Consider the following 8,481-nt stretch of genomic DNA (forward strand, 5'->3'; position numbering starts at 1 on the left):
GAATGCGGTGGCGCTGGCCGACGGCTTCGTGCGCGGCGGCGTCGAGGGCGCGCGCACAAAGCTCGATGATTTCTGGCGTGCTGTGGCCTCGAAGGGGCGGTTCAGCCCGGTGCAACGCATGCCGTGGGACGTCGTCTGGGGGAACTGGTCGATCGAGAACACGCCCGGCTATTTCTTCTTCGACACCATGTCGCGGGTCTTCTCGCCTTACGTCGCCAATCCGCTCGGCCTCAACCCGCTGCGCGATGTGGTCAAGAAGGAGATCGACTTCGGCAACGTGCACGCCTGCAAGTCGATGGAGCTCTTCATTTCGGCGACCAATGTCGAGACCGGGCAGCTGCGCGTCTTCTCGGATGGCGAGATCGACCTCGACACGGTGATGGCGTCGGCCTGCCTGCCGCAATTGTTCCGCGCCGTCGAGATCAAGGGCGTGCCCTATTGGGATGGCGGCTATGGCGGCAATCCGGCGCTCTATCCGTTCTTCAAGACTGCGGCGACCGAGGACGTGCTGCTCGTGCAGATCAACCCGGTGGTGCGCGAAGGCACGCCGAAGAGCGCCAACGAGATCCAGAACCGCATCGACGAGATCACCTTCAATGCCGGGCTGCTGCGCGAATTCCGCTCGATCGCCTTCGTCAAGGAACTGATCGCGGCGGGACGCCTGCCGCATGGCGAATACCGCGACATCCGCATGCACCGCATCGATGCCGACGAGGCTTTCAAGGATCTGTCGGCCTCGTCCAAGGTCAACGCCGAATGGGCCTTCCTCGCCTATCTGCGGGACCTTGGCCGCAGTGCGGCCAGCGACTGGCTGGAGGAGAACTACGACGCGGTCGGCAGCCGAGCGACGCTCGACCTCTCGGGCGAGCTCGACGACGGCTTCAGGCCGATGCGCGGCCCGGCGCCGGGCCGGCGGGTCAAGGAATTCCTCGCCGCGCGCATCAAGCCAGAGTCAGCGCGCCGGCGAGCCTAGTTGCCCAACCCTGTCGCACGTTTCAGCAGGCGCTGAAGTTTCCCTTGCGGAACCGGCGATATGCTGGATTCACCCCCGTCGCGCGAGTAGTTTACCTCGACGTAAACGGGAGGTAGCGATGCTGCAGACCAGACAGAACTCTCTCGGGGTCAAGTTTGAGGCGCAGTGCAGGGCCTTCGAGAAGGACCCCTTTCCTGGCCTCGCAGTGCGCAAGGACCGGCTGAAGCGGCTGCTGGCGCTGACCGAAAAGCATGAAGCCGAGATCTGCACGGCGATCGACAGCGATTTCACTGGACGGGCGGCGCAGGAAACGCGGCTTGCGGAACTGTTCGTCGTTCGCGCCGGCATCAAGCACGCCGTCCGGCATCTGCGCGGCTGGATGCGCGAGCGCCGCGTCGCCACCAGCTTGCCGTTCCTGCCGGGCGCAACCGCCTTCTGCCGCAGCCGCTCGGGGTCGTCGGCATCGTCTCGCCCTGGAACTATCCGTTCCAGCTTGCCATCGCGCCGGCGACTGCCGCTCTAGCCGCCGGCAACCGGGTGCTGCTCAAGCCGTCCGAGCTGACGCCGAATTTTTCAGACCTGCTTGCCCGGTTGGTCGAAGAGCATTTTTCCTCCGACGAGATGAGCGTTGTCGTCGGCGATGCCGAAGTCGGCAAGACATTCGTGTCCATGCCTTTCGATCATCTCTTGTTCACCGGCTCCACCGCTGTCGGTCGGCAGGTGGCGCTGGCCGCGGCCGCCAATCTGACGCCGGTGACGCTCGAGCTTGGCGGCAAGTCACCGGCGATCTTCGATGCGTCCTGCGATCTCGACGCTGCGGTCGCAAGCGTCGCCTACGGCAAGCTCTTGAATGCGGGCCAGACCTGCATCGCACCCGACTATCTGATGGTCCCGCAAGGGCAAGGCGCGGCGATCGCCGCAAAACTTGCCGGCGCGATGACGCAGCTCTATCCGCGCCTGGGCGACAATCCCGACTACACGGCGATCATCAGCGAACGGCACCAGCGGCGCCTGAGCGACATGATCGCCGAGGCGCGCGAAAGCGGCGCCGATGTCACCGAGGTCAACCCGGCAAATGAAAGGCTTGGCGTGAGCGACCGCAAGATGGCGCCGGTCCTGGTCAGGAACGCCGGCGAGAGTTTGCGGCTGATGCGCGAGGAAATCTTCGGGCCGGTGCTGCCGATCGTTGAATACGGCGCGGTAGATGAGGCAATCGATCACGTGAACCGCGGCGAGCGTCCGCTCGCCCTCTATTGGTTCGGCAAGAACAGCGCCAATCGCCAAAGGATCATGCGAGAAACCGTTGCCGGCGGCGTGACGATCAACGACAGCATGATGCATCTGGTGCAGGAACGGCAGCCATTCGGCGGCGCAATAATCCATCAAAGTTTCTGACTGTTTTGCGCAACGGCTTTGCGGTAGAAGCGCGCTTCGCCGATCACGGCAAATTGAAGATGGCTCTGCGCGCCCCCATATCGGCCGCGCGCCCGGGGATCGAAACCGTCGACCTCGCCCAAGCCTGCAACGGAAAAAATGACGATGCCGAAAATCAGGTTTCACAAGCTTGCAGCCATTGCTGTGCTCATCGGATTCGCTGCCTGGATGGCAACGGGCGAGTTCTCGTCCGTGGGCAGCGCCGCCGACCACCAGAAGCAGGGAGAAGCAGGCAAAGCCGCGCAGTCCGGCGCCGAAAAGCCGAAGACGGCGGAGGCCGAGCCGAAGGCAGCATTGCGCACCGTCGCGGTGGTGACGCCGCCGCGCAAAACCTTCGCGCGGGCGATACGGATCTCGGGCCTGACCGAAGCCGACAAGCGCGCTGTGCTTGCTGTCCGCGTCGCCGGTGTCATCGATAAGCTCCCGGTCAAGCAGGGCGATCACGTCAAGACCGGCGACCTCGTGCTGATGCTTGCCGCCGAGGAGAAGCTCTCGAATGTCGACAATGCCAGGCAGCTGCTGGCGCAGCGCAAGGCCGAGCTCGACGCAGCCGAACGGCTGGCCAAGACCGGCAATCTGCCCAAGCTGCAGCTCGACACCGCTCGGTCGAACCTGACGGCGGCGCAGTCCATGCTGGAGACGGCGCAGGCCGAACTCGACCGCAACGAAGTGAAGGCGCCTTTCGACGGCGTCATCGACCGCGTGCCCGTCGAGCTCGGCAGCTCGGTGATGCAGGGCGGCGAGGTGGCCACCATCCTCAAGCTCGACCCGGTGATCGCGCGCGGCGAGATCAGCGAGCGCGACCTGCGCTACATCAAGATCGGCGACCAGGCCAATGTGCGCCTTGTCAACGACCAGAAGGTTACCGGCACGGTGCGCTACATCAGCCGTGACGCCTCCTCGCAGACCCGCACCTTCCGTGTCGAGGTGGCCATCCCCAATGCCGACGGCTCCATCCCCGCCGGCATGACGGCCGAGATCACGCTCAGCGCCCAGCCGACCGATGCGGTCATGCTGCCACGCTCGGTGGTGACGCTGGGCGACAAGGGCGACCTCGGCATCCGCGCCGTCGGCAAGGACGACAAGGTGGCGTTCTTCCCGATCGACCTCGTCGACGACACGCCGAAGGGACTGGTGCTCGGCGGCATACCGCAGGACGCGCGCATCATCGTCGCCGGCCAGGAACTGGTGAAGGAAGGCGATCTGGTGAAGCCGGTCGAGGCCGACCAGGCAACCATCAACAAGCTGATCAGCGAAGCCTCCGCCGGCACGCAATAGCGCGGCCGCGCCGGCTCGGCCGGCGCCGCTGGCCAATGTCGCGGCTTCCAGGGAAACAGCAGGCATAAGTCATGGACATCGTCAGACTCGCCATTCACAACGCCCGCCTCACAATATCGGCGCTGATGTTCCTGCTCGTCGCGGGCTGGGTCGCGTATCAGTCGACGCCGAAGGAAGCGGAGCCGGACGTTCCAATTCCGATGATGTATGTCAGCCTGATCTACCAGGGCATTTCGCCGGAGGACTCAGAACGGCTGCTGCTCAGGCCGATGGAAAGCAAGCTCAAGAGCCTGAAGGGGCTCAAGGAGATGCGCTCGGCCGCCTTCCAGGGCGGCGGCTACGTGCTGGTCGAGTTCCAGCCGCAGACCAACCTGGCCACCGCGCTGCAGGACACGCGCAGCAAGGTGCAGGACGCCAAGGCCGACCTGCCGCAGGCGGCGGAGGAGCCGACCGTCACTGAAGTCAACGTATCGGAATTCCCCGTTCTCGTCGTCACGCTTTCCGGCGACGTGCCGGAGCGCGTGCTGACGTCGGCGGCGCGCGAATTGCGTGATCGCATCGAGGAGGTGCCGGGCGTGCTCGAAGGCTCGCTGCAGGGCGCGCGCGACGATCTGGTTGAAGTCGTCATCGATCCCGTGAAGCTCTCCTCCTACGGACTCCAGCTCGATCAGGTCATCCAGGGCGTCGGCGCCTCCAACAGCCTGGTCGCGGCCGGCAATCTCGAAGGCTCCGAGGGCAAGTACGCGGTCAAGGTGCCGTCGCTCATCGAGACGCCCGAGGACGTCGCCAAGCTGCCGGTCGTCGCCACGCCCAATGCCGTGGTGCAGGCCAAGGACGTCGCCACCATCCGCTCCACCTTCAAGGACGCCGAGACGGTGACCCGCCTCGACGGCAAGCCGGCGATCGCCATCGAGGTGAAGAAGCGCATCGGCGCCAACCTGATCGACACGCTGAACCATGTTCGGGAAGTGTCCGACACCTTCATCAAGACGATGCCGGAAGGCATGCACGTCACCTACACGCAGGACAAGTCGGTCTTCGTCAACCAGCTTTTGGGCGACCTGCAGAACCATGTGATGATCGCGGTCATCCTGGTGTTCATCGTCATCCTCTACGCGCTGTCGGGACGCGCCTCGCTGCTCATCGGCCTTGCCATTCCGTCGTCCTTCCTGATCGGCATCCTGCTGCTTGCGATGATGGGCTACACGATCAACATGATCGTGCTGTTCAGCCTCATCCTGGCGGTCGGGATGCTGGTCGACGATGCCATCATCGTCACTGAATTCGCCGAGCGGCGCATGAGCGAGGGCATGCCGAAGGCCGATGCCTTCGCGCTAGCCGCCAAGCGCATGGCCGGCCCGGTCATCGCAGCGACGATGACGCGCATCGCCGCCTTCTCGCCGCTGCTCTTCTGGCCCGGCATCATCGGCGACTTCATGAAGTACATGCCGATCACGCTGATCGTGACGCTGTCGGCCTCGATGCTCTATGCGCTGGTCTTCGCGCCGACGCTCGGCGCCATCTTCGCCAAGGCGCCGGCGCATCACGAGGACAGCGATCGCGACGGCTGGTATATGGCTCTGGTCAAACAGGCGGTGCGTTTCCCGATCACCGTCATCCTGCTCACCGTAGGCCTGCTGGTCGGCGTCGGTTTCGCCTATTCGAAATACGGCGCCGGCGTCGAGTTCTTCCCCAGCGTCGAGCCGGATTACGGCCTGCTCTATGTGCATGCCCGCGGCAACCTTTCGCTGGCCGAAATGGACGCCGCAACCAAGACGGCGGAAAGCCGCCTGCTCGGCTGGCCCGGCGTGAAATCGGTCTATACGCGCGTCGGCAAGACGCAAGGCGGCGGCCAGGACATCCCGGAAGACGTGGTCGGGGTGATCCAGTACGAATTCGTCGACTGGCGCGAGCGCAAATCCGCCAACCAGATCCTCGACGATTTGCGTGGCGTCATGGCCGGCATTCCCGGGGTCGATGTCGAAGTGCGCGTGCCCGAGGCCGGCCCGCCGACCGGCAAGCCGATCCAGATCAGGCTTTCGGCCGCCGACCCGGCTGGGCTCGACGACAAGGCGCGCGCCGTCGCCGCGCGCATCGCCAAGATCCCCAACGTGATCGATGTTTCCGACGGCCTGCCGCCGCCCGGCGTCGACTGGGCGCTTGAGGTCGATCGCGCCAAGGCGGCGCAATACGGCATCAGCCCGACCTCGGTGGGCACGGTGGTGCAGCTGGTGACGAACGGTCTCAAGCTGTCGGAGTACCGGCCGGCCGGCGCCGACGACGCCGTCGACATTCGCCTGCGTCTGCCGGAAGACCGGCGCACGCTCTCGACGCTCGACGAGCTCAGGGTGCAGACCTCGCAAGGCTCGGTGCCGATCTCGAACTTCGTGGTCAGGAAGCCCGAGCCGACAGTCGGCGTCCTCAACCGCATCGATGGCGCGCGCACCGTGGTGGTGCAAGCCAATGTCAGCGCCGGCGCGCAAGTGGCAGCGGTGCAGGCGGAAGTCACCAAGGCCGTGGCCGACATGGATCTCGGCAGCGGCATACGCTGGAAGCTCGCTGGCTCCAACGAGGACAGCGCGGAAGCCAGCGCCTTCCTCAGCAAGGCTTTCGGCGCCGCGATCTTCCTGATCTTCCTGGTGCTGCTCGCGCAGTTCAACAAGTTCACCAGCGTGTGGCTTGTTCTCTCCTGCGTCGTCATGGCGACCATCGGCGTGTTCCTCGGGCTGCTTCTGACAGGGGAGGCCTTCGGCATCGTCATGTCGGGCATCGGCGTCATTGCGCTTGCCGGCGTGGTGGTGAACAACAACATCGTGCTCATCGACACCTATGACCGGCTGCGCGAGGAAGGCTGGGACAAGATGGATGCCGTGCTGCAGACCTGCCGCGAACGCGCCAGGCCCGTGGTGTTGACGGCGGTCTCGGCGATCCTCGGCGTGCTGCCGATCGCCTTCGGCCTCGGTCTCGAAATCTTCCATCACGAGACGACGATCAACGCGCCATCGACGCAATGGTGGATTTCGCTGTCGTCGGCGATCGTCTTCGGCCTGTCCTTCGCCACCTTGCTGACGCTGGTGGTGACGCCCTCGATGCTGATGGTGTTCACCCGCGCCAAGGTGAAGCCCGGCGCCCGGCGTGGCTGGTTCGGCCGCCTGTTCCGCCGCGGCAAGGGCGAGCTCTCGACAGGCGAGCCGGTAGCGGAAGCCAATGCCGAGCCGGCGGTCGCCTTCCCGAAAGCCGCCGAGTAGGGCGACTTCGCAACTCAGGTACATGGAAGCCGCTCGGGAACTACCGGGCGGCTTTTTGCATTGTTCCCTCGAAGTTCAACCAGACGGCGAGGGTTTTCAATGACGATCGGTACAATTCTCGTAATAATCCTGATCCTGATCCTGATCGGCGCCGTGCCGGCATGGCCGCACTCGCGGTCTTGGGGCTATGGGCCTTCGGGGATTGTGGGAGTCATTCTGGTAGTGTTGCTGATCCTGCTTTTGATGGGCAGGATCTGAACCGACGACGATTTGCGGCCGGGCCTTGAAGTCCGGCCGTTTTCATCTTGAGGTTGTTCTTTGCTCAGGCGGCTGACGCGTGGGGCGCGACGGCTATGCCGATGTCTTGCATCGCTTCCGCCGCTGCTCGGTCGAGCGGGGTGTGCGGGATTTCGCCGATGACCTCTTCCAGCCGCGCTGACGCCAGCCGGTGCGGCTCGAAGCGCAGGTAGGACATCGAGACGATCTCGCGCCAAATGGTTACGAACGGGCTGCCGGCGCGCAGCACCCACCAGGGCATGAAGGTGAGTTTCAGCTTGCGGCCGAGCGCCTTTTCGGCGGCGGCCTGGATGTCGAGATCGGTGACGGCGTGGCCGGGGAAATTGATGGCCTCGTAAAAGCCGAGCTTATCGAGATTGCGCGCCAGTGCGACAAAGGCCACCGCGAAGTCGGGCAGATAGGCCCATTCGTGCACGAGTTCGGCCGGGCCGGCGGCGGTGTAGACCCCCTTTTCCATCTTGGCGGCGACGACGAGATCGAACCAGCCGCCGCTGCCGGTGCCGCCGAAGAAGTCGCCGGCCCTAAGCAGAATGGTGCGCACGCGGCCCGCATCGGCTTCGCGACGGAAAAGCTCCTCCATGGCGACGCGGATGCGGCCCTTCTCGGTGGTAGGATGGAAAGGCGTTTCCTCGGTGATCACCTGCGGCATCGGCGAGCCGTAATTATAGACAGTGCCAGGGAAGAGATGCAGCGCGCCGTTCGCCCGACAGGCTGCCATGACGTTCTCGGCCATCGGCAGGCATTTGTCCCAGTCGGTATAGATCGGGTTCAAGCCATTGAAGATGATGTCGACGTCTCGCGTGGCGCGGATCAGCGACTGGCGGTCCAGAGCGTCGCCGGCGACGGCAATAGCACCCTTGAGCTCGGCCGGCACCTTGCCGGTGCGGGTGACGGTGCGGACGTCGAAACCGGCGTCGATGAAGGCCTTGGCAACCACGCGTCCGAGCCGGCCATTGGCGCCCAGAATTGCGATCTTGGTCATTGTTCGTCTCCGTTGTTTGCGTTTGCTCACTTAATCTGACGTCTTCAAAGCCGAATGGAAATTGACTAAGATTGGCACTCTGTTATTCAAAAACGAATGAATGAATTCGACTGGAATCTGATCAAGAGCTTCGTCGCGGTGGCCGAGACCGGCAGCCTTTCGGCCGCCGCGCGCAAGCTCGCATCAAGCCAGCCGACGCTCGGCCGCCACATCGCCGAGCTGGAGCAGGCGCTCGGCGTCACGCTGTTCCGGCGCGGGCGGCCGAAAGG

Annotated in this window: 9 protein-coding genes; 7 read left to right on the top strand and 2 right to left on the bottom strand. The window is 64.5% G+C overall.

The window, feature by feature from the left end; all coding sequences use genetic code 11:
* The 3 genes from EOA32_RS29135 to EOA32_RS29140 form a co-directional block, all read left to right on the top strand.
* A partial coding sequence (locus EOA32_RS29135; protein WP_145971377.1) for a patatin-like phospholipase family protein occupies positions 1 to 973 on the top strand: 973 nt, incomplete at its 5' end.
* Positions 974 to 1,091: 118 nt separating this feature from the next.
* Positions 1,092 to 1,496, top strand: coding sequence for a hypothetical protein (locus tag EOA32_RS40175; RefSeq protein WP_245499415.1), 405 nt, complete (start codon positions 1,092 to 1,094; stop codon positions 1,494 to 1,496).
* Positions 1,436 to 2,368: an aldehyde dehydrogenase family protein gene (locus tag EOA32_RS29140; protein WP_245499416.1), complete on the top strand. Its 933-nt coding sequence runs from the start codon at positions 1,436 to 1,438 to the stop codon at positions 2,366 to 2,368. Before EOA32_RS40175 ends, EOA32_RS29140 begins: the two co-directional genes overlap by 61 nt.
* Here the strand turns inward: EOA32_RS29140 and EOA32_RS40665 are convergent.
* Positions 2,356 to 2,490 (bottom strand): hypothetical protein, encoded by a 135-nt coding sequence (locus tag EOA32_RS40665; RefSeq protein ID WP_275955525.1) that lies wholly within the window; start codon positions 2,488 to 2,490, stop codon positions 2,356 to 2,358. The genes EOA32_RS29140 and EOA32_RS40665 overlap by 13 nt on opposite strands.
* 22 nt (positions 2,491 to 2,512) lie before the next feature.
* Here EOA32_RS40665 and EOA32_RS29145 point away from each other — a divergent pair, with 22 nt between their 5' ends.
* From EOA32_RS29145 to EOA32_RS29155, 3 genes are all read left to right on the top strand, one after another.
* On the top strand, positions 2,513 to 3,685 hold the full coding sequence (locus tag EOA32_RS29145; RefSeq protein WP_128373556.1) for an efflux RND transporter periplasmic adaptor subunit: 1,173 nt from the start codon (positions 2,513 to 2,515) through the stop codon (positions 3,683 to 3,685).
* 71 nt (positions 3,686 to 3,756) lie between these two features.
* Positions 3,757 to 6,933 (top strand): efflux RND transporter permease subunit, encoded by a 3,177-nt coding sequence (locus tag EOA32_RS29150; RefSeq protein WP_095831003.1) that lies wholly within the window; start codon positions 3,757 to 3,759, stop codon positions 6,931 to 6,933.
* Between the two features lie 99 nt (positions 6,934 to 7,032).
* Complete coding sequence (locus EOA32_RS29155) at positions 7,033 to 7,191, top strand: DUF3309 family protein (RefSeq protein WP_040991775.1); 159 nt, start codon at positions 7,033 to 7,035, stop codon at positions 7,189 to 7,191.
* Positions 7,192 to 7,255: 64 nt separating this feature from the next.
* Here EOA32_RS29155 and EOA32_RS29160 read toward each other — a convergent pair whose 3' ends face one another.
* Positions 7,256 to 8,212: an SDR family oxidoreductase gene (locus tag EOA32_RS29160; RefSeq protein ID WP_128373557.1), complete on the bottom strand. Its 957-nt coding sequence runs from the start codon at positions 8,210 to 8,212 to the stop codon at positions 7,256 to 7,258.
* A 96-nt stretch (positions 8,213 to 8,308) separates the two neighbouring features.
* Here EOA32_RS29160 and EOA32_RS29165 point away from each other — a divergent pair.
* A partial coding sequence (locus EOA32_RS29165; RefSeq protein WP_145971378.1) for a LysR family transcriptional regulator occupies positions 8,309 to 8,481 on the top strand: 173 nt, incomplete at its 3' end.

Origin of the sequence: Mesorhizobium sp. M1A.F.Ca.ET.072.01.1.1, assembly GCF_004023325.1 — a bacterium.
Taxonomy (GTDB): domain Bacteria; phylum Pseudomonadota; class Alphaproteobacteria; order Rhizobiales; family Rhizobiaceae; genus Mesorhizobium.

Excerpts from the sequence above, each read along its gene's own strand:
- EOA32_RS29145 (WP_128373556.1), top strand. The coding sequence starts at position 2,513 with ATGCCGAAAATCAGGTTTCACAAGCTTGCAGCCATTGCTGTGCTCATC.
- EOA32_RS29150 (WP_095831003.1), top strand. The coding sequence starts at position 3,757 with ATGGACATCGTCAGACTCGCCATTCACAACGCCCGCCTCACAATATCG.
- EOA32_RS40175 (WP_245499415.1), top strand. The coding sequence starts at position 1,092 with ATGCTGCAGACCAGACAGAACTCTCTCGGGGTCAAGTTTGAGGCGCAG.
- EOA32_RS29155 (WP_040991775.1), top strand. The coding sequence starts at position 7,033 with ATGACGATCGGTACAATTCTCGTAATAATCCTGATCCTGATCCTGATC.
- EOA32_RS29160 (WP_128373557.1), bottom strand. The coding sequence starts at position 8,212 with ATGACCAAGATCGCAATTCTGGGCGCCAATGGCCGGCTCGGACGCGTG.